The organism is Mycolicibacterium sp. HS_4_1 (assembly GCF_054515875.1).
The window spans coordinates 1,601,308-1,626,699 of sequence record NZ_CM137261.1 but is presented as its reverse complement, the minus strand read 5'-3'; the positions used below and the strand labels follow the sequence as shown (position 1 = coordinate 1,626,699).

General features: G+C 67.2%; 21 protein-coding genes and 1 tRNA gene. 6 read left to right on the top strand and 16 right to left on the bottom strand.

Annotation, left to right across the window (positions count from 1 at the left end):
• Positions 1-23: 23 nt before the first annotated feature.
• The 5 genes from ettA to ACX12F_RS07720 all read right to left on the bottom strand — a co-directional run bounded on the left by ettA (position 24) and on the right by ACX12F_RS07720 (position 7,879).
• On the bottom strand, positions 24-1,697 hold the full coding sequence (ettA, locus tag ACX12F_RS07740; protein WP_459369022.1) for an energy-dependent translational throttle protein EttA: 1,674 nt from the start codon (positions 1,695-1,697) through the stop codon (positions 24-26).
• A 181-nt stretch (positions 1,698-1,878) separates the two neighbouring features.
• On the bottom strand, positions 1,879-2,325 hold the full coding sequence (locus ACX12F_RS07735) for a single-stranded DNA-binding protein (protein ID WP_459369021.1): 447 nt from the start codon (positions 2,323-2,325) through the stop codon (positions 1,879-1,881).
• A 147-nt stretch (positions 2,326-2,472) separates the two neighbouring features.
• Complete coding sequence (locus ACX12F_RS07730) at positions 2,473-4,830, bottom strand: glycerol-3-phosphate 1-O-acyltransferase (RefSeq protein ID WP_459369020.1); 2,358 nt, start codon at positions 4,828-4,830, stop codon at positions 2,473-2,475.
• Positions 4,827-6,401 (bottom strand): HAD-IB family hydrolase, encoded by a 1,575-nt coding sequence (locus ACX12F_RS07725; protein ID WP_459369019.1) that lies wholly within the window; start codon positions 6,399-6,401, stop codon positions 4,827-4,829. Before ACX12F_RS07725 ends, ACX12F_RS07730 begins: the two co-directional genes overlap by 4 nt.
• Positions 6,398-7,879 (bottom strand): wax ester/triacylglycerol synthase family O-acyltransferase, encoded by a 1,482-nt coding sequence (locus tag ACX12F_RS07720; protein WP_459369018.1) that lies wholly within the window; start codon positions 7,877-7,879, stop codon positions 6,398-6,400. The genes ACX12F_RS07725 and ACX12F_RS07720 overlap by 4 nt, the downstream gene beginning before the upstream one ends.
• 131 nt (positions 7,880-8,010) lie before the next feature.
• Here ACX12F_RS07720 and ACX12F_RS07715 point away from each other — a divergent pair.
• Both ACX12F_RS07715 and ACX12F_RS07710 read left to right on the top strand, forming a co-directional pair.
• Positions 8,011-8,083 (top strand) — tRNA-Arg (locus ACX12F_RS07715).
• 516 nt (positions 8,084-8,599) lie between these two features.
• Positions 8,600-9,229, top strand: a complete 630-nt coding sequence (locus tag ACX12F_RS07710; protein ID WP_459369017.1) for a hypothetical protein — start codon at positions 8,600-8,602, stop codon at positions 9,227-9,229.
• 193 nt (positions 9,230-9,422) lie between these two features.
• On the opposite strand, the gene ACX12F_RS07705 is transcribed toward ACX12F_RS07710, so the two are convergent.
• Both ACX12F_RS07705 and ACX12F_RS07700 read right to left on the bottom strand, forming a co-directional pair.
• A complete protein-coding gene (locus ACX12F_RS07705) occupies positions 9,423-10,361 on the bottom strand; it encodes a hypothetical protein (RefSeq protein WP_459369016.1) in 939 nt (312 codons plus the stop codon).
• 149 nt (positions 10,362-10,510) lie between these two features.
• Positions 10,511-11,173 (bottom strand): MspA family porin, encoded by a 663-nt coding sequence (locus tag ACX12F_RS07700; protein ID WP_459369015.1) that lies wholly within the window; start codon positions 11,171-11,173, stop codon positions 10,511-10,513.
• 117 nt (positions 11,174-11,290) lie between these two features.
• On the opposite strand from ACX12F_RS07700, the gene ACX12F_RS07695 reads away from it, so the two are divergent.
• Entirely contained in the window at positions 11,291-12,043 is a 753-nt protein-coding gene (locus tag ACX12F_RS07695; RefSeq protein WP_459369014.1) for an enoyl-CoA hydratase, read from the top strand.
• Positions 12,044-12,046: 3 nt separating this feature from the next.
• Here ACX12F_RS07695 and ACX12F_RS07690 read toward each other — a convergent pair whose 3' ends face one another.
• The 8 genes from ACX12F_RS07690 to ACX12F_RS07655 all read right to left on the bottom strand — a co-directional run bounded on the left by ACX12F_RS07690 (position 12,047) and on the right by ACX12F_RS07655 (position 21,756).
• Positions 12,047-13,231, bottom strand: a complete 1,185-nt coding sequence (locus tag ACX12F_RS07690) for a dihydrolipoamide acetyltransferase family protein (RefSeq protein WP_459369013.1) — start codon at positions 13,229-13,231, stop codon at positions 12,047-12,049.
• The gene (locus ACX12F_RS07685) at positions 13,228-14,283 is read right to left on the bottom strand and encodes an alpha-ketoacid dehydrogenase subunit beta (RefSeq protein ID WP_459369012.1); all 1,056 of its coding nucleotides are present in this window, start codon (positions 14,281-14,283) and stop codon (positions 13,228-13,230) included. Before ACX12F_RS07685 ends, ACX12F_RS07690 begins: the two co-directional genes overlap by 4 nt.
• A gap of 1 nt (position 14,284) precedes the next feature.
• Positions 14,285-15,382, bottom strand: coding sequence for a pyruvate dehydrogenase (acetyl-transferring) E1 component subunit alpha (gene pdhA, locus ACX12F_RS07680; RefSeq protein WP_459369011.1), 1,098 nt, complete (start codon positions 15,380-15,382; stop codon positions 14,285-14,287).
• Positions 15,383-15,684: 302 nt separating this feature from the next.
• Entirely contained in the window at positions 15,685-16,491 is an 807-nt protein-coding gene (locus ACX12F_RS07675) for an HpcH/HpaI aldolase/citrate lyase family protein (RefSeq protein WP_459369010.1), read from the bottom strand.
• A 28-nt stretch (positions 16,492-16,519) separates the two neighbouring features.
• The gene (locus tag ACX12F_RS07670; RefSeq protein WP_459369009.1) at positions 16,520-17,023 is read right to left on the bottom strand and encodes a MaoC family dehydratase; all 504 of its coding nucleotides are present in this window, start codon (positions 17,021-17,023) and stop codon (positions 16,520-16,522) included.
• A complete protein-coding gene (locus ACX12F_RS07665) occupies positions 17,020-18,183 on the bottom strand; it encodes an acyl-CoA dehydrogenase family protein (RefSeq protein WP_459369008.1) in 1,164 nt (387 codons plus the stop codon). The genes ACX12F_RS07670 and ACX12F_RS07665 overlap by 4 nt, the downstream gene beginning before the upstream one ends.
• A complete protein-coding gene (locus ACX12F_RS07660) occupies positions 18,176-20,188 on the bottom strand; it encodes an acetyl/propionyl/methylcrotonyl-CoA carboxylase subunit alpha (protein WP_459369007.1) in 2,013 nt (670 codons plus the stop codon). Before ACX12F_RS07660 ends, ACX12F_RS07665 begins: the two co-directional genes overlap by 8 nt.
• A 5-nt stretch (positions 20,189-20,193) precedes the next feature.
• Positions 20,194-21,756, bottom strand: coding sequence for a carboxyl transferase domain-containing protein (locus tag ACX12F_RS07655; RefSeq protein ID WP_459369006.1), 1,563 nt, complete (start codon positions 21,754-21,756; stop codon positions 20,194-20,196).
• 92 nt (positions 21,757-21,848) lie between these two features.
• Here ACX12F_RS07655 and ACX12F_RS07650 point away from each other — a divergent pair, with 92 nt between their 5' ends.
• Positions 21,849-22,496, top strand: a complete 648-nt coding sequence (locus ACX12F_RS07650) for an SACE_7040 family transcriptional regulator (RefSeq protein ID WP_459369005.1) — start codon at positions 21,849-21,851, stop codon at positions 22,494-22,496.
• 67 nt (positions 22,497-22,563) lie between these two features.
• Entirely contained in the window at positions 22,564-23,220 is a 657-nt protein-coding gene (locus tag ACX12F_RS07645) for an MmpS family transport accessory protein (RefSeq protein ID WP_459369004.1), read from the top strand.
• Here the strand turns inward: ACX12F_RS07645 and ACX12F_RS07640 are convergent.
• A complete protein-coding gene (locus ACX12F_RS07640) occupies positions 23,217-24,551 on the bottom strand; it encodes an MFS transporter (RefSeq protein ID WP_459369003.1) in 1,335 nt (444 codons plus the stop codon). The two genes, ACX12F_RS07645 and ACX12F_RS07640, sit on opposite strands and share 4 nt — an antisense overlap.
• 33 nt (positions 24,552-24,584) lie before the next feature.
• Between ACX12F_RS07640 and cmrA the strand changes: the two genes are divergently transcribed.
• Complete coding sequence (cmrA, locus tag ACX12F_RS07635; protein ID WP_459369002.1) at positions 24,585-25,391, top strand: mycolate reductase; 807 nt, start codon at positions 24,585-24,587, stop codon at positions 25,389-25,391.
• Position 25,392 lies beyond the last annotated feature (1 nt).

Sequence of the window (25,392 nt, the reverse complement as noted above, 5' to 3'; positions counted from 1 at the left end):
CCAATCGGCACGTACGTGCGACGTTAGTCGCGCGTCAGCTTGCGGTGGGTCACTCTGTGCGGACGCGCCGCTTCGATGCCGAGTCGTTCCACTTTGTTCTCTTCATAGGCACCGAAGTTGCCCTCGAACCAGAACCATTTGGCCTCGTCCTCGTCGTCGCCTTCCCACGCGAGGATGTGGGTGCAGGTGCGATCGAGGAACCAGCGGTCGTGGCTGATGACCACGGCGCAGCCGGGGAACTGCTCGAGCGCGTTCTCCAGCGAAGACAGGGTTTCCACGTCCAGGTCGTTGGTCGGCTCGTCCAGCAGGATCAGGTTGCCGCCCTCTTTGAGGGTCAGCGCCAGGTTCAGCCGGTTGCGCTCACCACCGGAGAGCACGCCTGCCGGCTTCTGCTGATCCGGGCCCTTGAAACCGAACGCCGACACGTAGGCGCGCGACGGGATTTCGTTCTGGCCGACCTCGATGTAGTCGAGCTTGTCGGAGACGACCTCCCAAACCGTCTTCTTCGGGTCGATACCCGCGCGGCTCTGGTCGACGTATGACAGCTTGACGGTCTCGCCGACCTTCACGGTGCCGTCGTCCGGCTGCTCCAAGCCGACGATGGTCTTGAAGAGCGTGGACTTACCCACACCGTTCGGGCCGATGACGCCGACGATGCCGTTACGCGGCAGGGTGAAGGACAGGTCCTTGATCAACGTGCGGCCGTCGAAGCCCTTCTCCAGGTGGTCGACCTCGACGACGACGTTGCCCAGGCGCGGCGGCGTCGGAATCTGGATCTCTTCGAAGTCGAGCTTCCGCGTCTTCTCGGCTTCCGCGACCATCTCCTCGTAGCGTCCGAGGCGGGCCTTGTTCTTGGCCTGGCGGGCCTTGGCGCCCGAACGCACCCAGGCCAGCTCGTCCTTCAGCCGCTTCTGCAGCTTCTGGTCCTTCTTGCCCTGAACCTCGAGACGGTCGGCCTTCTTCTCCAGGTAGGTGGAGTAGTTGCCCTCGTACGGGTAGGCGCGGCCGCGGTCGAGCTCCAGAATCCACTCGGCGACGTTGTCCAGGAAGTACCGGTCGTGGGTGACGGCCAGGATCGCGCCCTTGTAGTCGGCGAGGTGCTGCTCGAGCCACAGCACGCTCTCGGCGTCCAGGTGGTTGGTGGGCTCGTCGAGCAGCAGCAGGTCGGGCTTGCTCAGCAGCAGCTTGCACAGCGCGACACGGCGACGCTCACCACCGGACAGGTGGGTGACGGGCTCGTCCGGCGGCGGGCAGCGCAGCGCGTCCATGGCCTGCTCCAGCTGGGAGTCGATGTCCCAGGCGTCGGCGGCGTCGAGCTCCTCCTGGAGCTTGCCCATCTCTTCCATGAGCTCGTCGGTGTAGTCGGTCGCCATCAGCTCGGCGACCTCGTTGTACCGGTTGAGCTTGCCCTTGACCGCGACACCGGCCTCCACGTTCTCGCGGACCGTCTTGGTCTCGTCCAGCTCGGGCTCCTGCATGAGGATGCCGACGCTGGCGCCGGGCGCGAGGAAAGCGTCACCGTTGTTGGCCTTGTCGATGCCGGCCATGATCTTCAGGACGCTGGACTTACCGGCGCCGTTGGGGCCGACGACACCGATCTTCGCGCCGGGCAGGAAGTTCAGGGTGACGTCGTCGAGGATGACCTTGTCGCCGTGCGCCTTACGGACCTTGCGCATCGTGTAGATGAATTCGGCCATGCCGTCGTCATGCCTTTCGTTGGCTGTTCGTCGTAGCGTTCTCGCAGCACGGACCCAGCGCGATCGATCTGGCGCGGTCTCACGAAAACTCGCTGACCATCCTAGGCAAGGCACAAAATCGCCCGGTGGCGCGGTCGGGGCGCCCCGGTGAAGGGCCTCGTCAGGCGCCCCGTCGTTCCGCCTACACCGACAGCGCCAGCCCGTCCGCATTCTCGGTCGCGGGCTGCTGGTCTTGCGGTGGCACGTCCGGGCCGGCCTCGACGTCAAGGGAACTCGGCCGCCGGGGATCGACCTTGACCTGGCACCGCGCCATGTCCGGGCCGACCGACGTCGCCCGTACCTCCATCGACGAGCGCCGGTTGCCTTCCTTGTCCACGTACTCGCTGGTGTAGATGTAGCCCACGACCACCACCGGGTCGCCTTTGAACAGTCGCCCTGCCACCCCATCGGCCACCCGGCCCCAGCAGTTCACCGTGACGTACAGCGAGTTGCCCGGCTCCCAACCGTCGTCGGTCTTCTTCCGCGAATTGCTCGCCATGCGGAACGTCACGAGGTTGCTCTCCCCGGCCCGGCGCGCGACCACGTCGGTGATCACGTTGCCGACCACAGTGAAGGGTGTCTCGAACATGTGCTTCTCCATCCATTTCGGTGTTGCCGGCGTTCTCGTCGGCCTGTGCGTCATTGACCCGCCCGGCACCGACAAAAGAACCGGCGCCGCTCGAAGGGCGGCGCCGGCTGTGGATGAATCGCGAACTGTGGATAACCGGGGACGGCGTCAGTCCGCCTCGATCGTTTTCTTGGTCTTGCGCCGCTGCAACTCCCGGACGTCGAACTTGATCCAGCCGATCGAGTCGACAGTCGCCATGTCCGCCAGGATCGACCGCAGCTCGGCCAGAAAAGCCGCGCGCCGCTCCTCCAGATCGGGTGCCGGTTCCAGCAGCTTCTGGTCGGCCACCACCTGCCGCGCCGTCGTGAACAGCAGCGCCGACACCGACTCGTTGCTGCGAATCCGGCCCTGCGCGACGTACTGCCGGCCGACCCCGAGCGCCCGCTTCGTCAGGTCTTTCTCGCTGATATTGGGCGGCGTGCCCCGCAACACGTCGGCGACCAGCTCGTAGGCTTCCAGGAACGGCCGCAGCATGGCACCGGCGATGATCGGACGCTTGGCCCGCAGCATCGCGTAGATGGCCTCGCCACCCTCGGCCAATTGCTGCTCGCAGTTGTCCTGCCACGACATCTCTTCGAGGATGTGCGCGCGGAACGACGCCGAGTCGGCGAAGTAGAACTCGAACTTGAGCAGGTCGCGCAGCCGCATCACCTGCGACCAGAACGCCTCCACCGGATCGGATTCCGCCTTGGCGGCATGCGCCATGGCCAATTCGACGATCGCGGTCTCCAGGAACGCGTCGATGGTGGTGTTGCGATAGAACGCCGCCTCGTGCTCGTCCTGCGGCGCGATGTACCAGACGGGCTGGCGGCCGCCGTCCACCGCGGTCACCGGATGTCCCCCGGACATCGCATCGAGCGTGGCCCGGACCCCTTCGGGGGTGCGCAGCCGCAGCACCGAGTTGGTCATCGGAATCTGTTTGCGCTCAAGGTAATCCAGTGCATCCTGCAGGGTGTGGTGTAACTGGTCCAGCGTCAGCGCCAAGCCACGGGTGGTCAGCAGCAGTGCCGATACCAGAGCCGTGGCGTTGACCGGGGTGGCCCGCAGAATGCGCCAGGCCACCTCGAAGGCCATCTTCTGCAGTGCGAGCCGCTTGACCGCCGGGTCGCTGGCCACCGCACCGTCGGGCGGCCCCAGCTGTTCCCGCATGGACACCGCTTCGGGGAAGCGCACATAAATCTTGCCGAAGTTCCGGTCGCCCTGGGCCTTGATGTAGTGGTACAGCCAGCTCAGACCTTCGGGGGTCTTCTCGCCGCCGCGGGCGTAGGCGGCGTACTCCGCAGTCTCGTGCAACTGGTCGAAGCTGATGGAGACGGGCTGCAGCAGGATGTCCTCGCTGCGGCCGTCGAGGTAGGCGTCGGCGACGTAGGCCAGCAGACCGAGCTTGGGCGGCAACATCTTTCCGGTGCGCGAGCGGGTGCCCTCGATGGACCAGTTGAGGTTGAAGCGCTTCTCCACGATGTACCCGACGTACTCTTTGAGTACGTACTTGTACAACGGGTCCCCGGCGATGTTGCGCCGGATGAAGATGACGCCCGAGTGCCGGAAGATCGGCCCCATCAGACCGAACGCGAGATTGATCCCGGCGAAAGTGTGCACGGGCGGCAGGCGGTTCTCCTGCATCGCCACCGGCACGATCACGCCGTCGAGGTACGACCGGTGCGAGAACAGCAGCACGGCCGGGTGCAGCTCCAGCGAGTGCCGCATGGCCTCGACCTGCTCGCGGTCGTAGTCCACCTTGGGGTCGAATCCCCTGCTGAAGATGGCGCGCCCGATCTTCGGGATGAAGTCGACGGAGAACCGGCTCCACCCCGTCGACAGCTCGTCGAGCATCTCGCCGGCCTTCTCGACCGTCGCGCCCGGGATCTTCTCCAGGCCTTCCCGGAACCGCGCCGACGCCAGCACCTCGGGCTTGACGAGCCGCGGCGATTTGTACTCGGGACCGAGCAACCGCAGCTCCACGCGCTCGATGGCGAGCTGCGCCCGGCGCAGTACGAACCGCGCGAATTCCCTTGGGTTTTCGGCGGTCGTGGTGTCCTTCCACTGTTGCCGCAGCTGCCCGACGGTGGCAGGTTCGCCGGCCACCACCCGGGCCCGCAACGGGTCCTTGCGCAGGATGCGGCGCTGCAGCAGCTCCGGTGGCCGGTAGCGGTCGCGGCCCGAGATCAGCGACACGATCTTGGAGCGCGTCGGCAGACCGGCGGGCACCCAGAACACCCGGACGGGAACCACCGAACGGCTCTCGTCGGCGCCGAGCAACTCGACCAGGCGGGCCAGGGTGCCGGGCGACGGCTCCCCCTCGGTCGGCAGTCGGAGCACCTCGAGGCGGGTGTCCGGATGCTGTTTGCGTTGGTGCGCCAGCCAATCGTTCAGCAGGTCCCACTCGGCGGCGGAGCCGACCGCGGTCAGCACCAGCGCGTCGTCGGTCGGGTCGAAGCTCGCGAGATCGTCAGCGGTGTGCTTCACCGTCGGCCCTTGGCGCTGCGGGGGGTATCGCCGTCGGTGTCGGTCGAGTCCTCGGTAGCCGGCGGCGCCGTCCGGTGGTACAGCGGATTGTCGGGCACCTTGTCGTGCGGCCAATTTCGGAGGGTGTCGAGGTAGAGCTGCCGCACCTCGGCGATGCGCTCGGACAGGTCGTCGAGCGTCCAATCTTCGACTGAAATCGGCGGGAAGACCACGACGTCGACCTTCCCCGCATGGAAGGTCGACGAATCGCGCGCGGCGATCACCTCCGCATTCCGGATGACGATCGGCACGACGGGAATGCCGGCGGCCATGGCCATCCGGAACGGCCCCTTCTTGAACTCGCCGACCTCGGTCGTGTCCAGGCGGGTGCCCTCGGGCGCGATCAGGATCGAAAGACCTTTACGGGCAAGGTCTTCCATCTTGCGTAGGCTCTCGATGGCCGAGGCCGGATCGTCGCGGTCGATGAACGCGGCGTCCATCACCTTGCCGATGGTGCCCATGATCGGGTTGCTTTCGAGCTCCTTCTTGCCCACCGAGGTGAAGTTGTCGCTCACCAGCGCGCCGGCGATCATCGGGTCGGCCTGGTTGCGGTGGTTGAAGATGAACACCGCGGGCCGTTGCGCGCGAAGGTTTTCCGCGCCGAGCACGTTGAGGTCGATACCCAGCGTGGCCATCAATGCCTTGCTCCACGCCGAGGTGAAGAAGTTGACTCCGGTGCGCCGGTTGCCGGTCAACAGACCGAGCCCGACGGCACCGGCCGCGACCGGCGCCAGCGATGCAATGCCGGCGATGGTTCGCAGCTGCGCGATGGGGCTGCTGCCACTGCGGCTGGAGAACTTCAGCACCGGCCAACCACGTTTGTCGGCAACAGATTCCAGCTTCGCCGCCGGGTTGGTGGGCCGCGGGTTGCCGACCAGGTACATCAGGGCGACGTCTTCGTCGCCGTCTGCGTAGAAGTAACTCTTCGCCAGATCGACGCCGTTGTTCGCCGCGAAATGCTGTGCGGCATTGGCCTTTCCGGGCCCCCACAGCACGGGCCTGACCACCTCGCCGGTGATGAGCCCGTACTCGTCGGTCTCGAACTTGTTGCACAGCACGTTCTTGATGCCGAGGAAGTTCGCTACCGGTTCCACCTGAACCGTCAGCGCCGACGAGCTCAGCACGACGGTGTGCCCGCGCGCCATGTGCGCGCGGACGAGCTCGCGCATCTCCGGATAGATGCGTTTCTTGATGTGCTGGATGAACAACCGCTCACCCAGCTCGTCGAGGTCGCTGAGCGAATTGCCGTTCAGCATCCGCGCCCCGCGGCCGATCAGGTCCTCGAACTCGGCGCGCCCCAGCTGGTGGTTCACCGCGGCCTGCACCATGCCGATGAATTCGCCGACACCCATCTGGCGGCGGCGCAACCGGTCCTGCGTCATGATCACGCCGGTGAACCCGGCCACCAAGGTGCCATCCATGTCGAAGAACGCCCCGACCTGTGGGCCTTGTGGACTGGCCAGGATTTCCGCCACCGACCCCGGCAACCGGGCGTTGCGGAACTCGCCCGCGTAGTCGTCGTCCGAACTCATTGCGCGGCACCCCCGTTCACTGCCGACTCGGCCGGTTCGTCCGGCAACTCGAACGATGCCGGGATCGCCCGGCCGTCCCCACCCAGGGCCAGCACCTCGTTGAAGCCGTCCACCAGGCAGCGGGCCCAGAGTTCGGGATCGTCGATCGACGCCCGGTCATAGCGGGTGCTGATGGTGACCCAGCCGCTGCGCGAGATGAGCACCGCCATCATCGCGACGCCGGGAAGTGGCCCGATTCCGTAATGCCGCAACACCTTTGCCCCGGCGATGAAAGTGTCGACCGGCGGGCCGGGGACATTGCTCGCCTGCACATCCGAGTTCACCACCGAGCCCGCCATCGACTCCAGCAGGGGGTCCGGCACCAGGTTCAACAGCGGCGCCACGACACCGACCACCTCGATGGCGCGCTCCTCGCGCTTGCGGGTCATCTGCGCGCGCACCTTCTGGATGCGCTTGCGCGGGTCGACGACGCCGATGGGCGCGGCGATGTTCACACCGGCAAATCTGTTGCCGCCGGCCGGATCCGAGTCGGAGCGCACATTCACCGGAACTGCCATCGGCAGCGAGGCGACGGGAACGCCCTTGGCCTCGTGGTAGCGGCGCAGCGCACCGCACAGGGCAGCGAGGTAGGCGTCGTTGATGGAGCCTTCGGCGGCCTTGGACGCCTTGTGCAGGTCACCGAACTTGATGTCGATGGCCTCACTACGCGACGCCAGACCACGGCGGCGCAGCACCGGCGACGGCGGCGCCGCCGGCGTCATCACCCGCCGACTCGACCGGACATAGTCGACCACTCCGCCGACCGCGTCGACCGGGTCGCGCACCATGCGCCCGACCAGACCGGCGGCACCACGAGTCGCATCCAGCACGTTGTTGGCGATGCCCTTGGGCAACGCGTTGATGCCTTGGCGCGCAAGGTCGTTCGGCGACAGATCTTCGGGGATCGGCAGCGGCGCCGCCGGCCTCGGCGCCGGGTCGCGCTCCAGGTCGTAGAGGTTGGCGAACATCTCCATGCTGCCCACACCGTCGGTGACGGCGTGGCTCATGTGCACGATGTTGGCAGCGCGGCCGCCCGGCAGCCCTTCGACCAACGTGGCCGTCCACAGCGGACGGGAGATGTCGAGCGGCGACTGCAGCGCCAGCTCGGCGAAGTCGAAGACCTCACGCAGCGTGCCCGCGCCCGGGGCGCGCACCCGCCGCACGTGGAAATCCAGATTGAAGTCCGGGTCGACGACCCAGCGCGCGGCGGCCGTCGGCAGGCTCGGCATCACGACTTTCTGACGCAGGCGAATCGCCTTGCGGGAGGCCTGCTCGAACCGCGCCCGGTACAGCTCCCAGTCCGGGGTGACGTCCAACAGTTCGACGCCCATGATGCCGGAACGGGTGCGAGGATTGGCTTCGCCGCGATGCATCAACTGATCGACTGCACTCAACTCTTCGGGCAACCCGGCCGTGTCAAAGTCCGGCACGTCGCTCATGGCTGTCGCTCTCCTCCGTCGTCGCCCAGCGGTGGCCCCTAACGCTAGTCCGATGCCGGGAACGGCGGGGGTCAATACCTCTGTTGCGATGCCCACGGCGACGAGGCGCCAGGTTAGACTTCGTGCGCGTTGCCCCCGTGGCGCAACGGATAGCGCAGCGGATTTCTACTCCGTAGGTTGCAGGTTCGAATCCTGTCGGGGGCGCTTTTTGTCGTGTATTACGTCGGCTGATGGCTGACATTTCTATGTCGGGTGATGCTGAAAGTCCCTCGTCCCTGGGGAGCGTTGCAGCGGCGCGTGCAGGAAGACGCAACCTGGGCGGAGGTCGCCGTTCAGCTCAGTGACCGCATCCAGATGGTTCGGGAGCCAGCTACAGTCCCGATCCATTCACGGCAACCGAAAAAGGCGCTTGTCACCAGAGCGGTGCCTGCGCCCGGCAGTGGGCCGACAGTTCTGGCACAGTAGCCGCGGGAGGTCGGTATGGGGTTATTTGACATGACGAACGACGGTGATTTTCCGGGCGGACCGCTGCGATGGATCCTCCTGCCGTTCCAGCTCACGGCATACAGTTGGTGGCTTCGCGTCATCAACCTTCGGTCCCGACAACCCGTCGTCGGCAGCTGCGACGTAGACGTTTCGCTGACAAGTCACGGGCTGCGGATTCACACGGTGTGGAAAACAATCGAGACGATAGGGCGCGGTGTCGAACTGCCTCGGCGCGTGATCCTTTGGTTGGCCGACGAAGCCGCGATCGAGAAACCGCCCCGCACGCTGCGCCGGCTGATGCGGCGTGGCCTGGAGATCAAACACTGTGGGCAGTTCGGCCCACACAGCAAGTACTTCCCCTACGTCATGGCGGATGAACCGACGCGCACTCTGGTCACTGCCGATGACGACGTGTACTACCCGCGGAATTGGCTGTCGAAGCTGGTGGCGGCGCATCGCCCCGGTGAGGTCACTGCGTATCGCGCGCGGATTCGTTCCGACACGTCCTATTCGACGTGGCCCATGTGCACGACCAGCGAACCCTCCGATCGCGTCTTCGCAACCGGCGTCTCCGGTGTCGCCTATCCGCCGGAACTGTTATCGGAGTTGCGGCGTCGCGGCGACAGCTTCCTCGCGGTCTGTCCGCACGCGGACGATGTCTGGCTGCACTTCGCGGCTTTAGCCAGCGGAGTCAACGTTCGCCAGGTGTCGAACACGGCTGCGAACTGGTGGCCGCAACTAGGAACAGCCGCCATCGGGCTGTGGCCCGAGAACGTCATAAACCACGCCAACGACGATGTCATTGGACCCACCCGACGGGCATGGATGGACGTCAAACGAACGCGAGGCAGCGTCACTGGGTAGTGGAACCGACTACCACGAAGGTCGGCACTAGACCCAGACGTGCCGCGCCGGCGCGGCTGTTTATTCGGCGATTATGACCAAGAATCGACCGGATTCAGCCGGTCCGATGCCGAACCAGCCAGAATCAAAACCACCGCCTACCAGCATAAACAAGCACATTTCCGGAACAGCCCGAACCCCAGATTCCAAATCCCTAGGTCGCAGGTTCGATTCCTGCCGGGGGCGCTTTTTGCTGGTGCGGCAGCGCCGGCTCGTCGATGGCGTCCGTCTCCGACTCGATGACCGTCTGCGACGGCGCCGCCCGCTCCCACAGGACGGCGCCGACGCACGCGGTGATGACCCAGCCCGCGCCACTGATCCCGCACCAGGTGAGCAGCGCCATCGCCACCCCGATCGGGCCGAAGTCGTCCCACCCGCGCAACAGCGGCGGGAAGATCATCCGGGCGGCCAGCGGCAGGACGGTCCCCTCTATCACCACGCCCGCCAAACCCGCGAGCAGCAGGGCACGCCACGCCCGGCCGCCGTCGCGCACCAACAGCGCGGGCGTCATGGTCCAGAAGATCCAGACCGGGATCATCGACACCGCGAAGTGCGCGGCGAGACTCCACCCGTGGTGCACGCCGCCGAAGGCGATGCGCTCCCGCAACCCGATCATGGTCAGGTACAGCGCGAACCACGTCACACCGCGCCACAGCTTGCCGCCCCAGCCGAAGGACTCGCGCCGCCACGCCCTGGCAAAGATGCCGGCGATGGTCATCGACATCGGGATGCCCCACACCAGGAAGCTTGCGACGCCAAAGAACGTCCAGTTGGACCGCAGGCCCGACGCGCGGCCGAAAGCGGCCCGCACGTGGTCGGTCAGCGGCGACGCCAGACCAAGTTGCCGGCTCACCACGACGCCAGGGCTGGCATTGTCGGCGAATCCGGTGAGATAGCTGAAGCCGATGATCGCCAGGGGGATCACCGTGGTGAACAGCTGGACCGACACCACGGTCCCGAGCGTGCCGCCGTCGATCTCGTTGAAGCGGTTGACGACGGCGACGATAGGCCGCAGCTGGCGCATCTCGGCCAGCTGCCGGTACCGGTCCTCGACGCGTTGCCGCATTGCCGGCGATTCGGCGTCGTCGCTCATGCTCCCCCTTCTACGGACCCCGGCATTGTGCCCGGTCGGGGGTGATCGGCGCGCCGAAACTGGGGGTACCACCCGCTTGCGGGGGACATTCCAGCAGAAAAGTTCGAGAAGACGCCTGCTGGACTGCCGTTTCGGCGGGAGGTTGTGGGTCAGACGGCCTTCGTCACGCCGTAGTAGGCGACGATGTCGTCGGTGTCGGAGGTCGAGCTGGTCAGCACCGCGTATGAGCGCAGGAACGACTGGCCGACGCAGCCGTCGACCTTGACGTGCGTGTCCTTGAGGGTGACGCGCACCGGCGCGGCCTTGAAGGCCTTCTTGTCGACGGGCACGGTGGTGACCGTGCCCGGCTTCGGGTGGATTTCCACGGTGCCGGACATCGGGAAAGAGACGCCGGTGGGGATCGGCGCGACGAACGACGAGGTGGCCGAGATACCGGCTTGTCCGATGAGTTTCACCTGGCCCAGCTCGATGCCGCAGCCAATCTGGTAGCCGGCCTCCAGCGTGCCGCCGTTGAGCGCGGTCTTGCCCTTGCCCGTCACCGTGCCCGTGAACGTCCCGCCCACGAGGTACTCGCGCGAGCTGACCGCGGTCGTGAGAGGTGCGACGGGGAGCTCGGTCTCGTTCTTCGCCACCACGGTGAGGGTCCAGCCGTCGGGGGTCGTCACCGTCGCTGGTTCTTCCGACGCCACCACGCCGGTGTCCGGCCGCGGGCCCGCGTCACCGACGAGTTCGGGGTCGGCGAACGCAGTGGTCGCGGCCCCCAACGGGAGCAACATGCCCACAGCAGCAACCACGGCAAAACGCTTCAACATGAACTCAGACGCCTCTCAAAACCAACAGCAAAGGAACCACACAGTTCTTTCGCAGATACGACGCCCGGTAAAGGTTTTGACTCACGCCAGTCAAAACACAGGCCATAGGCTGTGGTGGTGTCCGATCTCGTACTGACGCAGGTCATCGACCGCGTCGCACTCATCACGGTCAACGATCCCGACCGCCGCAATGCGGTGACCGCGGAGATGTCCGCCGGCCTGCGGGCCGCCATCAACGCCGCTGAGGCCGACCATGGCGTGCACGCCGTCGTCGTGACAGGCGCCGGCAAGGCGTTCTGTGCCGGCGCCGATCTGACCGCTCTGGGCGAGGCCACGGTGAACGGCCTGCGGGTGATCTACGACGGCTTCCTCGCGGTGGCCGACTGCACCCTGCCGACCATCGCCGCGGTGAACGGCCCGGCCGTCGGGGCGGGGCTCAATCTCGCACTCGCCGCCGACGTCCGGATCGCCGGGCCGGCGGCGGTCTTCGACCCGCGGTTCCAGAAGCTCGGGATTCACCCGGGCGGCGGCGCGACGTGGATGCTGCAGCGGGCCATCGGTCCCCAGGCGGCGCGGGCCGCGCTGTTGTTCGGCATGAAGTTCGACGCCGACGCCTCGGTGCGGCACGGCCTGGCGCTGGAGGTCGCCGACGACCCCGTCGCCGCGGCATTGGCGTTGGCTGCCGGGCCGGCTTCGGCACCGCGCGAGGTGGTGCTGGCCACCAAGGCGTCGATGCGTGCGACGGACCATCCCGGCGTCCTGGATTACGAGCAGCACGCGCGGGCCGTGGACATCGAGATCGTCCCGCAGGCGGCGTCGATCGAATCACCGGAGTTCGCCGCGAGATTGGCCGCGGCCAAGCAGCGCTGACTACTACGCGTCGAGCAGCGCCAGCTCGGGTGCCTCGATGAGCGCCCGCAATTCGCCGAGGAACGCGGCTGCGCCGGCTCCGTCGGCGATCCGGTGGTCGAAGGCACAGGCGAGCGTCATGGTCGGCCGCGCCACCACCGCACCGTCGCGCACGACCGCACGGGGTTTGAGCGTCCCCATCCCGAGAATCGCCGCCTCCGGATAGTTGATGACGGGCACCCCGTCATCCAGACCGAGAGCCCCGAAGTTCGACACCGTGAACGTCGACCCGTGCAACTGGGCAGGTTTGAGCGAGCCATCCCGGGCAGCGCCGATCAGCCCGTCCACTGCCCAGGCCAGCTCACGGGTGCAGAGCCGCTCGGCGTCCCGGACCACCGGCACCAGCAGTCCACGCGACGTCGCGACGCCGATACCCAGGTGCACCGAGTCGTGCAGATGCACTTGTGCGTCCCGGGCGCCGTGTCCGCCCGCAACCCAGGTGGCGTTGAACTCGCGATGATGGCGCAACGCGATGGTGAGCAGCCGCAGCGTCAGCACGAACGGTGTGACGGTCACGTCCGCGCCGGCGAGGGTGTCGCGGACCCGGAGCAATTCGGCGCAGTCCACCTGAACCGAGGCGTGTGCGTCCGGAATCTCCTTGCGCGACATCGTCATCCGGCGTGCCATCTCTGCCTGCACGCCACTGACGGGAACCACATCGGCCTCACCGGTCTGGTGCGCCGAGGCCAGCACGTCCGCACGCGTGACGATGCCGTCGGGACCTGACGGTGGCACCCCGGTCAAGTCGACGTGCAGGTCGCTCGCCAGCTTGCGCACCCGCGGTTTGGCGCGGGGGCGGCGCCGGGTGGTATCGAGATCCGCGTCCGCCCCGTATCCGACGAGCACGGGTTTGCGTACCGGCGCTTTGGCTTTCGGCTCGGGCCCGGGTTCAGGAGCTTCCGCCGTATCGGGGGCGATGCGCACGAGCATGGCGCCGACGGCGAGCGTCTGCCCTTCTGCCCCACCGAGTTCGGTCACCACACCGGGGTACGGGCTGGGTATCTCGACCGCCGCCTTGTTGGTCTCGACGGTGCACAGGACCTGGTTGAGTTCGACGGCGTCCCCCACCGCCACCGCCCAGGAGGTGATGGTCGCGTCCTCCAAGCCTTCGCCGAGATCGGGCACCAGGAAGTCATGGGTCGAGGTCATGGCTGGCTCATCGCCTTGTGCACGCAGTCCAGCAACCGGTCCACGCCGGGCAGCCACAGCTTCTCCAGCCGGGCCGGCGGGTAGGGAGTGTCAAAACCAGTGGCGCGCAACACGGGTGCCTCCAGGTCGTAGAAGAGCTCCTCAGAGATCCGGGCCGCCAGTTCGGCGCCGAAGCCGAGGGTGCGCGGGCCCTCATGCATGACCACCGCGCGCCCGGTCTTGCGGATCGAGGCCGCGATGGTGTCGAAGTCCAGCGGGTTCAGCGACCGCAGGTCGACGACTTCCAATTCGTGGCCGTCGGCCAAGTCGGCTGCTGCCATGGCGGTGTCGACGAGCGAGCCATAGGTGATGACCGTGACGTCGCGCCCGGTGCGCCGCACGGCGGCCTGCCCGACCGGCGGTGCGGGAACGCTGGTGTCCAGCTCTCCCTTGGTCCAGTATCGGCGTTTGGGTTCCAGGAAGATCACCGGATCGCGGGACGAGATGGCTTCGCGCAAAAGCCAATACGCGTCCGACGGCGTCGACGGAATCACCACTTTCAGCCCCGCGGTGTGCAGCCAATAGGACTCGGTGGATTCCGAATGATGCTCCACCGCGCCGATTCCGCCGAACGACGGGATCCGGATGGTCACCGGCATGTCGACATCACCGCGGGTACGCATCCGGTATTTGGCGAGATGGCTGACGATCTGGTCGAACGCTGGTGCGGCGAATCCGTCGAACTGGATTTCCGGTACCGGCACCAGGCCGCGGATCGCCATGCCGATGGCGATGCCCACGATCGCCGACTCGGCCAGCGGCGTATCGAAACACCGCGCTTCCCCGAAGGTTTCGTGTAGGCCGTCGGTGACGCGGAAGACCCCGCCGAGCTGCGCCACGTCTTCTCCGAACACCAGCACCCGGTCATCGGCGGCCATGGCGTCGTGCAGAGCCCGGTTGATGGCCTGCACCATTGACAATGTGGCAACTGTGGCGGACGTCGTCGCCGGCGGCTTCGGCTCGTCGGGCTCCGCGTCACCGGACCACGACGGGCGTTCGATGATCTGCGTCATGTCATCCCTCCCAATCCAGTTCGGCCAACAGCGCGTCGCGCTGCCGGGCCAGTTCGGGTGTGATGTCGGCGTAGACGGTGTCGAACATCTCCGCGATGTCGAAGTCCTCCGCGGTCAGCACGGTGTCCCGCAGATCAGCGCGGAGCCGGCGCGAGCGGTTCTCGACGTGCTCCTGCAGTCGCGGTGTCCACACCCCGACGTGTTCCAGGTACACCCGATAGCGCGCAATGGGATCGCGGGCCTCCCAGTGCTTCAACTCTTCCGGGTCGCGATACCGAGTCGGGTCGTCGGATGTGGTGTGCGGCCCCATCCGGTAGGTGACGGCCTCGATCAGCGTCGGACCGTCACCGTCGCGGGCGCGCTGCGCGGCCTCGGCCATGACAGCGTAGCAGGCCAGTACGTCATTACCGTCGACGCGGATGCCGGGCATGCCGTAGCCGATGGCACGGTGCGCGATCGACGGACCCGCCTGCTGATGACGCACCGGCACCGAGATGGCCCACTGGTTGTTCTGCACGAAGAACACGCACGGCGCCGACGCGACGGCGGCCATGTTGAGCGCCTCATGCATGTCGCCCTCGGACGTCCCACCGTCGCCGACGAACGCCACGGTCACCGAGTCCTCACCGAGCCGCTGTGCGGCCATCGCCGCACCGACCGCGTGCAGGCCGTGCGACCCGATGTCGATCGATATTGGCGCACAGTGTTTTTCGGTGAAGCCCAAGCCGCCGTGCCACCGCCCCCGCCATACGGCACTGATCTGGGCCGGCGTGATGCCGCGGACCAGTAGGGCGCCGAGTTCCCGGTACTGGGGAAACAGCCAGTCGGTTTTACGCAGGCATGCCGCCGCACCGACCTGCGCGGCTTCCTGGCCACGGCACGAGGCGAACAGCGCGAGTTCACCCTGACGTTGCAGATTGACGAATTCGACGTCCAGGTCGCGGGTGACGACCATCTCTTCGTAGAGCCAGCTCAGCGTTTCAGGAGGCAGGTCGCGTCGATATCGCTCGTCGGAGGTCGGTGCGCCATCGGGGGCAACCAGTTGAACCGGCGCCAACCCCACGTTGCTGTCCACGTCGTGGGCCGACACGTCAGCCATACCGCCTCCTTTCGGTGACGGCATGTTCGGCCGTCAGTCCGCGAGAAGCTCAGCGCGGTGGCGACCAGGGCAACCCCCGGGTCGTGGGGGCCGCCGGCCGATGCCGGGGTGTGGCATCAGTCGGATGATCCGCTCTGCTCGCCGCAGTGCTGGGGCATCACCGCCATTATGCGCCTGAGGACGCACCGGTCGCGGTTATCGCAGGTAACGGATTGGGGCGGTGTCGCCCCGACTCGCCGAAACGGCATTCCAGCAGGTCCGTTCTCAGACTTTTCCTGCTGGAATGCCGTTTCGGCGGAAACTCAAGGGGCCAGGGCGACGATCCGCTGGGCCCGGCGGAGCACCGGCATGTCGACCATCAGGCCGTCATACTGGAAGACCCCGCGCTCGCGGGTCGCGGCGTCGAGTACCGCACGCGCCCACGTGATGTCCTTCTCAGTCGGTGCATAGCCGTCCCGGATCACCGCAACCTGGGTTGGGTGGATGGCCACCTTGGCGTCGAATCCGACGGCCACCGCATCGTCGACCTCGGCCCGCAGGCCATCCAGGTTCTTGATGTCGAGGTAGACCGAGTCCAGCGCAACTTTGCCGAAAGCCTTGGCGGCCAACAGCGATTGCGACCGGACATGCTTGGCGACGTCGCGGTACGTGCCGTCGGGCCACCGGTTGGCGGTGCCGCCCAGCACCGCGAACAGGTCCTCGGCCCCCCACATGACGGCGTAGGTGTTCTCGACCCGCGCGGTCTCGGTGACGGCGAGCGCCCCGAGCGGGGTCTCCACCAGCACCACCACATCCAGCGGCGCCAGCGCCCGAACCTGTTCGGCTGATTCGGTTTTGGCCAGCATCACCGTGGTGTACGGGGTGCGGGCCAGCGCCTCCAGGTCCAGCGGATGATCCGCGGTGTCCGACGGATTCAGCCGCACCACGGTGCGCGCCGGGTCCAGCGGGGTGTCGATCAACGCCTGGCGAGCGGCCGGCCGGTCCTTGGCCGCACAGCCGTCTTCCAGGTCGAGGATCACCACATCGGCTGCGGCAGCAGCTTTTTCGAACCGCTCAGGCCGGTCCGCCGGGCAAAACAGCCAGCCCGGACCGGTAGCAGACAGAGTCATTTTTGCTCCTCGCGTGCGCGCCGAGTCATCAGTTCTCGCCTGCCGGACGCTTGCGGACCATTGTCTTGCGCGTCGCCGTGGCGACGATATCGCCGTGCTGGTTGCGGCCGGTGTGAGCGAACGTGACGATGCCCTCCCCCGGCCGGCTCTTGGACTCGCGTTTTTCGAGGACCTCGGATTCCGCGTAGAGCGTGTCACCGTGAAAAAGCGGCCTGGGGAAAGCGATGTCGGAGAAACCGAGGTTCCCGACGATCGTGCCCTGCGTCAGCTGCGCGACCGACAGACCGACCAGCGTGGACAGCGTGAACATCGAATTCACCAGCCGCGCGTGGAACGGCGGCAACGCGTCGGAGAAGGCGGCGTCCAGGTGCAGCGCCTGCGTGTTCATGGTCAGCGTCGTGAACAGGACGTTGTCGGCCTCGGTGACGGTGCGGCCGGGCCGGTGTTTGTAGATCACGCCCGGCTCGAACTCCTCGTACCAGAGCCCGCGCTGCTCTACGACTTTCTTGGGTCCTGCTTCTCCGGTGCTCACAGTCCGGCCTCCCGCGCGATCAGCATCAGCTGAACTTCCGTTGTGCCCTCCCCAATTTCGAGGATCTTCGAATCGCGGTAGTGCCGGGCCACCGGGTACTCGTTCATGAAGCCGTAGCCACCGAACACCTGGGTGGCGTCGCGGGCGTTGTCCATGGCGGCCTCGCTGGCGATCATTTTCGCGATGCAGGCCGCCTTCTTGAACGGCTTGCCCGCCAGCATCAGCGCCGCGGCGTCGTAGTACGCCGTGCGGGCGACGTGAGCGCGGGCCTCCATCCGCGCGATCTTGAAGGCGATGGCCTGGTAGCCACCGATCTTGCGGCCGAACGCTTCGCGCTCCTTCGAGTACTTCACGCACTCGTCGACGCAACCCTGCGCCACGCCGACCGACAGTGCGGCGATGGCGATGCGGCCCTCGTCGAGGATGCGCAGGAAGTTTGCGTAGCCACGGCCGCGGTCGCCGAGCAGGTTCTCGGCCGGTACCCGCACGTCGTCGAAGCTCAGCGGGTGGGTGTCCGAGGCGTTCCAGCCGACCTTGTCGTAGGCGGGTTCGGCGGTGAAGCCCGGGGTCGGCACCGGCACCAGGATCGACGAGATCTCCTTCTTCCCGTCGGGCCCTTCACCAGTCACGGCGGTGACGGTCACCAGCTTGGTGATGTCAGTGCCGGAGTTGGTGATGAACTGCTTCGAGCCATTGATAACCCAGCTGTCACCGTCCAATTTCGCGGTGGTCTTGGTGGCGCCGGCATCGCTACCGCCGCCGGCCTCGGTCAAGCCGAAGGCGCCCAACGCCTTTCCGCTGGCGAGCAGCGGCAGCCACTCCTGCTTCTGCTCCTCGGTGCCGAATCGGTACACCGGCATGGCGCCCAGTCCGACGCCCGCCTCCAGCGTGATCGCCACGCTCTGGTCCACCTTGCCCAGCTCTTCCAGAGCCAGGCACAGGGCGAAGTAGTCGCCACCCATGCCGCCGTATTCCTCGGGGAAGGGCAGGCCGAACAGGCCCATGTCGGCCATGCCGTCGATCACCTTGTACGGGAAGGTGTGGTCCTTGTCGTGCTGTGCGGCGACGGGCGCGACGACGGTCTGCGCGAACTCCCGAACGGTCTTGGCCAGCTCGGCGTAGTGGTCCGGCAGGGTGCCGGTGGACAGAAAATCAGTCATGAGGAGCTTCCTTACTCGCAGCGGTAATCCGGGCCAGCGGCTGGCCCACTTTGACCTGATCGCCAACGGCGACAAGCAATTCCACGGTGCCGGCGACCGGCGACGACAACGCGTGTTCCATCTTCATGGCCTCGACGGCGACCACGACGTCACCGGCACCGACCGTCGCACCGTCCTCGATACCTACGGCGACAACGGATCCGGGCATCGGGCTGACGATCTCGGCGTCGCCGCTGTGTTCGTCGTCGGCGCGGACGGGGGCTTCCCGCACGTCCTCGATGACCGTGGTGCGGCCGCCACCGGCCAGCCACAGCCGGTGGTCCTCGAAGGCGGTCAGGTATTCGGTGCGCAGACCGTCGACGGTGACCACCAGCCGGTCGCCGTCCAACGACGCCGTCACACTGCGTGATTCGCCATCTTCGATGCGCGCCGTGGCGGCACTGGGCGTACCGGTGAGGTGCACGTGGTCGGTCCGCTCGCCGGCCCGCAGCCGGATGGTTGTCGGTGCGTGCTCGCCAACCCGCCAGCCCGACGGCGTGGCCCACAGCTCGCCGGCATCCGACCAGCTGTGCAGCCAGCGGTACGCGGCAGCCGCGATGAATTCGTCGTCTCCGGCCTGTGTGGCGACATAGTCGCCGGTGCGGCGGTCCAGCAGACCGGTGTCGAGGCGTCCGGCGATGACGTCCTCGTCGGCCAGCAGGAACCGCAGGAAGTCGATGTTGGTTCCGACGCCCAGCACGGCGGTGCCGGCCAGCGCCCGGTCGAGTCCACGCCGCGCCGACTCTCGGTTCGGGCCGTAGGCAATGATTTTCGACAACATCGGGTCGTAGTCGCTACCGATCACCGAGCCGGCCCGGATGCCGGAATCCACCCGGGCAACAGACTCCCCATCGCTCCTCACGTCCGCAGCGGGCTCGGCCAGCGCCAGTACGGTGCCGCCAGTCGGCAGGAAGTCGTGCGCCGGGTCTTCGGCGTAGACGCGGGCCTCGATGGCGTGGCCCGTCATCGTGATGTCGTCCTGTGCCACCGGTAGTGCCTCACCGGCCGCTACCCGCACCTGAAGTTCAACCAGGTCGATGCCCGTCACCAGTTCGGTGACAGGGTGTTCCACCTGAAGACGGGTGTTCATCTCCATGAAGAAGAACTCGTCAGGCCGGTCGGCCGAGACGATGAACTCGACGGTGCCGGCGCCGCGGTAGTCGACGCTGCGGGCGGTGTCGCACGCGGCCGCACCGATCCGGGCCCGGGTCGCCTCGTCCAGCACAGGCGACGGGGCCTCTTCGATGACCTTCTGGTGCCGGCGTTGCAGGCTGCATTCGCGCTCACCGAGATGCACGACGTTGCCGTGGCTGTCCGCGACAACCTGGACCTCGATGTGCCTGGGGTTCAACACGAACCGTTCCAGGAACAGGGTGTCGTCGCCGAACGCCGACGCGGCCTCGCGCCGGGCCGAGGTGAGGGCAGCCGCAAGTTCACTGGCGGAATGCACCACCCGCATGCCCTTACCGCCGCCACCGGCAGACGGCTTCACCAACACCGGGAACCCGATCTCGGGCGCACCCGCGATGAGCTCGTCGTCCGTCAGGCCGGGACGCGAGATACCCGGAACCACTGGAACTCCGAAGGCCGACACCGCTGCTTTGGCGGTGATCTTGTCGCCCATGGTGCCGATGGCCTTGGCCGGCGGCCCGATGAAGACGATGCCCGCGTCATGCAGTGCAGCCGCGAATTCGGCGTTCTCCGAGAGGAATCCGTAACCGGGGTGCACGGCCTGTGCACCGGTGCGCCGGGCCGCGCTCACGATGGCCTCGATGCTCAGGTAGCTCTGCCGGGCCGGGGCGGGGCCGATGTTCACCGCGACGTCGGCCTCGAGCACATGCCTGGCACCGGCGTCGGCATCGCTGAACACCGCGACCGAGCGAATACCCATGGCACGCAGGGTGCGCATGACGCGAACTGCGATCTCGCCACGATTGGCGACCAAGACGGTGTCGAAAGTCTTCATCAATCTCACATCCTGAAAACGCCGTAGGACACGGGCTCGAGCGGAGCCTGTGCCACAACCGAAAGAGCCAGTCCCACCACGGTTCTGGTGTCTGCCGGGTCGATGACGCCGTCGTCCCAGAGCCGGGCCGTCGAGTAGTACGGGTTGCCCTGATCTTCGTACTGCTGGCGGATCGGGGCCTTGATCGCCTCTTCCTCCTCGGGCGTCAGTTCGCCACGCACGGTGGCCAGCACCGAGGCGGCCTGCTCCCCGCCCATCACCGAGATGCGGGCATTCGGCCACATCCACAGGAAGCGTGGGGAATACGCGCGTCCGCACATCGAGTAGTTGCCGGCGCCGTAGGAGCCACCGATCACGACGGTCAGCTTCGGCACCCTGGCGCAGGCCACGGCGGTGACCATCTTGGCGCCGTGCTTCGCGATGCCGCCCGCCTCGTAGTCGCGGCCGACCATGAAGCCGGAGATGTTCTGCAGGAACAACAGTGGCACCGACCGCTTGTCGCACAGTTCGATGAAATGTGCGCCCTTCTGGGCGGATTCACCGAACAACACACCATTGTTGGCGACGATGCCCACCGGGTGGCCGTGGATGCGCGCGAAGCCCGTCACCAGCGTGGTGCCGTATTCGGCCTTGAATTCAGTGAATTCGCCGCCATCGACGATGCGGGTGATCACCTCGTGCACGTCGTACGGCACCTTGGAGTCGATCGGCACGACGTCGTAGAGCTCGGTCTGGTCGCACACCGCGTCCACTGTCGGCGCGACGTCCCACGGCGTCTCCGCACGCGGCCCGAACGTCGCGGCGATGCGGCGCACGATGCGCAGTGCGTCGCGGTCGTCGTGGGCCAGGTGGTCGGTGACACCGGAAGTCTTGGAGTGCAGGTCGCCACCGCCGAGGTCCTCGGCCGAAACCACCTCTCCGGTAGCGGCTTTCACCAGTGGCGGACCGCCCAGGAAGATGGTGCCCTGATTGCGGACGATGACGGCCTCGTCACTCATGGCGGGAACGTAGGCACCGCCGGCGGTGCAGGAGCCGAGCACCGCGGCGATCTGCGGAATGCCCCGCGCCGACATGTTGGCCTGGTTGAAGAAGATGCGGCCGAAGTGCTCGCGGTCCGGGAACACCTCGTCCTGGCGCGGCAGGAACGCGCCGCCGGAGTCCACCAGGTACACGCACGGCAGCTGGTTCTGGCTGGCGATCTCCTGCGCCCGCAGGTGCTTCTTGACCGTGATCGGGTAGTACGTGCCGCCTTTCACCGTCGCGTCATTGGCGACGATCATGCACTCGCGGCCCGAGACCCTGCCGATGCCGGCGATCATCCCGGCGCCCGGGCATTCGTCGTCGTACATACCGCCCGCGGCCAGCGGCGCGATCTCCAGGAATGGGCTGCCGGGGTCGAGGAGTCCGTTGACCCGGTCGCGCGGCAAGAGCTTGCCCCGACCGACGTGGCGCTCCCGTGAGCGCTCCGACCCACCGAGCGCGGCGGTGGCCAGCCTGTCCTTCAGATCAGCCACCAGCGCCAGGTGCTGCTCGCGGTGCGATACCCGTCGGGAAACGCTCGGCACCATCGTCGCTCCATTTCGCTTGAGTTAATGGCGAATAACCGAACGCGATGTTAGTCTTCATTAACTGAGTTGTCCAGACCGGGTTGGAGGTGTCAATGGCGGCATCAGAGGCACGCGCCACCGCGGCCACGCATCCCGCACCTGCCGACGCCGAAACCCCGCGCAGCCGAGCCAAATCCGACCGCCGCAGCCAACTGGTCGCCGCCGCCGGGCGGCTCATCGCCGAGCGTGGCTATCTGGCGGTCCGCCTCGAGGACATCGGCTCCGCGGCCGGTATCAGTGGGCCCGCGATCTACCGCCACTTCCCCAACAAGGAAGCGCTTTTGGTCGAGTTGCTGGTCAGTATCAGCGCCCGGCTGCATGACGGCGGACGCGCCGTCGTCGCCGGCACCGACGACCCTGCTGAAGCGCTCGACGGACTCATCGAGTTCCACCTCGACTTCGCGCTGGGCGAATCGGACCTGATCCGGATTCAGGACCGCGACCTGAACAACCTCCCCGACGCCGCCAAGCGGCAGGTGCGCCGGTCGCAGCGCCAGTACGTCGAAATCTGGGTCGACGTGCTGCGCCGGCTCGACCCGTCGCGCAGCGAAGCCGACGCCCGCACCATGGCGCACGCCGCATTCGGGCTCCTGAACTCGACCCCGCATAGTGTCAGCGCGGGCGGTGCCCGCAAGCAGGAGGAATCCTCGCGCGCCGTGCTGCGCGCCATGACGCTCGCGGCACTGGCCCCGCACCGCTGACCCGCCCCGCCGCAACGTCCCCACGGTCCGCCGCGCGCCGCAGGTACCCTGCAAACATGAGGTGGGCATGACCGGATCGCGCGACGACGGGCTGGACGCCACCAGAAAACTCCCGGCCATGCCGACGGCCGGCTACCAGACCGACGCCTTCACCGATCCCTACGGTGTCGCCGCACCACCGAAGGTCCGCCGCCACAAGTGGCTGTTCCCGCTGGCCGGAGCGGTGCTGATCCTGGCGCTCTGCATGGTGATCGCCATGGTCATCGTCGACAGTTCCGAGCAACAAACCCTTGTCGCACCGCCGCCGCTGCCGGCGCCGACGCAGGATCCGATGTCGTCGTCGACGACTGTGACGACCACCACGACGCCCGAAAGCGGCGAGCCCAGCGAAGCCGTCAGTCCCCCCGCCGCGGCGGCGCCCTCGGATCCGGAAAGCGGTGACACCGAAGCGGTCCTGTACTCGGTGATCGGCAACGGCCGCGCCGTGAGCATCACCTACGTCGACACCGGCGGCGTGCTGCAGACGGAGTTCAACGTGCCCCTGCCGTGGACCAAGGAGGTTCAGCTGGGCCGGCCGGCGGCGCGCTCGGCCAGCGTCAGCATCGTCAACGCGGGACGCGGCATCGCCTGCATCATCTCGATCGACGGCACCCAGATTCAGCAGCGGGAAGGCGCCGGCCTCACGGTGTGCCGGCAGTCAGGCAGGCGCGGCCGCGGGCACTAGCGCCGGGCCGGCACCTTCACCAGCAGCATCCCCACCAGTCCGATCCCCAGGACGGTGCACAGACCACCGAGGCCCGCGCGGGTCGTGGCGAAGATGTCGATGAACATCGAGAACAACCACGGCGACAGGATGTGCGCTGCCCGGCCCGTGGTGGTGTACAACCCGAAGGCCACACCCTCCTTGCCGTCCGCCGCGATGCGGAGCATCAGGTTCCGCGACGCCGACTGGGTGGGGCCGACGAACAGGCACAGCGTCAGACCGCAGATCCAGAACGCCAACGGGCCCGACAGGAACATCAGGGTCGTGCCCACGGCCACCATCGCGGTCAGCGAGCCCACGATCACACGCTTGGAACCGATCCGGTCGTCGAGCAACCCGCCGAGCGCCGCACCGAGCGCCGCGATGGTGAACGCGCCGGCCCCGAACAGCGGCACACTCGTCGGCGCCAGGCCGTAGACGCTGACCCCCACCACCGGGCCGAAGATCGAGATGCCCGTCAGGCCGTCGCGGAAGACGGCGCTGGAGATCAGGTAGTAGACGACGTTGCGGTCGCGTCGCCACTCCCCGACCACCTCGGTCCACAACCTGCGATAGGCACCGAGGAACCCCACGGCCGGACTGCCGTCGTGCGGCGGCGACTTCACCGTGAGCAGCAACGGCAGCGCGAAGAGGGTGAACCACGCCGCCGCCACCAAGACCGCGTACCGGTCCGGCTTGCCGTCCGAGTTCGGGATACCCAGCAGGCCGAGCGTGTCGCCGCTGCCGGACTTGAACCCCACGAAAACCAGGAGCAGCAGCACGACGCTGCCGAAAAACCCTGCCGCCAAGCCGAATCCAGAGATGCGGCCCGAGGTCATCGGAGTCGACATCTGACGCAACATCGCGTTGTACGGGACGGTTGCCAGATCCATGCACGCCGCCGTGGCGGCCAAAAGCGCCAGGCCGATCCACAGGTAGTGGTAGTCGGGCTTGATGAACGTCATCGACGCCGTCAGCACCACCACCGCGCCCGTCAGCGCGGCGAGGGCACGGCGCCGCCGGTACGCGGCGTCGACCATCACGCCCGTCACCGGGGCCAACAGCGCCACCGCGATACCGGCCACGAGCACGGCGCGCCCGAGCCAGCTCTCCGGCGTCGTCGAGCCCGGCAGCCCTTTGCCGACCTCGGAGATGAGGTAAATGTTGAATCCGAATGTCGCCACGATCGCGTTCACGCCCGTGGCGCCGCTGTCCCACAGCGCCCAGGCGGCGACGCGACCCCGGTCGACGGGTGGGAGCCCCGCCGCGGGGCTGCTCGGGGCCCGTCGATTCGCTCGGCAAGCCTCGCTCATGCGCTCACTCTATTGGTCCTTACGATTGGCCCCATGCCTGTACCCGCTCCCAGTCCCGACGCCCGCGCCGTCGTCACCGGCGCCTCTCAGAACATCGGTGAAGCGCTGGCCACCGAACTCGCGGCGCGCGGCCACAACCTGATCATCACGGCCCGCCGCGGTGACGTGCTGGCCGAGGTCGCGGGGCGCATCACCGACAAGTACGGCGTCACCGTCGAGGTGCGGGCCTGCGACCTGACCGACCCGGCCGACCGCGACAAGCTCTGCGAGGAACTGGCGCAGCGCAACATCTCGATCCTGTGTGCCAACGCCGGCACCGCGACATTCGGCGCCGTCGCCGACCTGCCCGCCGAGGGCGAGAAGGCCCAGGTCCAACTGAACGTCCAGGGCGTGCACGACCTCGTGCTGGCCGTCCTGCCCGGCATGATCTCGCGCCGCGGCGGCGGCATCCTGATCTCCGGTTCGGCCGCGGGCAACTCACCCATCCCGAACAACGCGACCTACGCCGCGTCCAAGGCGTTCGCCAACACGTTCAGCGAATCACTGCGCGGCGAACTCAAGCCGCACGGCATCAACGTCACGCTGCTGGCGCCCGGACCGGTGCGCACCGAGCTGCCCGACCCGTCCGAGCAGTCACTGGTCGAGCGGCTGATCCCCGACTTCCTCTGGATCGACACCGAATACACCGCCCGGATTTCGCTGGACGGCCTGGAGCGCAACAAGATGCGGGTCGTGCCCGGCATCACCTCCAAGGCCATGTCGACCGCCAGCGGCTACGCCCCGCGCGCGATCGTCGCGCCGATCGTCGGCGCGGTCTACAAGAAGCTCGGCGGGTCGTAGG